Source organism: Salipiger bermudensis, from assembly GCF_019801965.1.
Taxonomy (GTDB): Bacteria; Pseudomonadota; Alphaproteobacteria; order Rhodobacterales; family Rhodobacteraceae; genus Salipiger; species Salipiger bermudensis_A.
In genome coordinates, this window is sequence record NZ_JAHVIA010000031.1 from 1 (window position 1) to 582 (window position 582).

The window sequence follows — 582 nt, forward strand, 5'->3', positions numbered from 1 at the left end:
ACTGGCTGGGGTGGTAGGAACCCCTGCCTTCCGATCAGGTTCTTCGGCTTACGCTCACAGGGCCCCGAAGTGGGGCAGTTATGGGGGCCTTTCGTGCCGACTGGCTCCGTCCACCTCTCTCAAGGGTTGCCGCTCAGCGCGCCTTTCTGCGTGGTGATCTGGCCGGGCTCCGATGGGGCGGCAAAAAATAGGATGGGAGCCCCCGCCCGAACACCCCAGAGGATGCCCGGACGGGGAAAGGTTCAGATGGTGGTGAAGTCGATTAGGCAGCGATGGGCTGAGGCTGTCCGCCTGCAGGGTTCGCAGGTGCCGGTCGGAAGGAGATGACCTTGGCTGGTCCTGCTGGCTGAGCGTATCCCGTCAGCGAGTAGAAGACGACCTTCTTCCGGGCTCGGGTGAGCGCGGTGTACAGGAGCCGCTTGTGATCACGCGGAGAGAGCCAAGAGGGGCGTTTCAGGACCGTTGCCGTGTCGACGTAGAGGGTGTCTACCGTGCGCCCTTGGCTTTTGTGTACCGTCGCCAGTGCCGAGAGCTCGAACTCGTTCATCTCGTCTAGCCAGTCAAGGATCCTGGCGGCTTCTG

1 protein-coding gene is annotated in these 582 nt (G+C 62.9%); it reads right to left on the reverse strand.

The window, feature by feature from the left end; translation table 11 throughout:
- Window positions 1–262 precede the first annotated feature (262 nt).
- The coding region (locus tag KUV62_RS22635; protein ID WP_222606021.1) for a C-terminal helicase domain-containing protein at window positions 263–582 on the reverse strand (320 nt) is incomplete at its 5' end.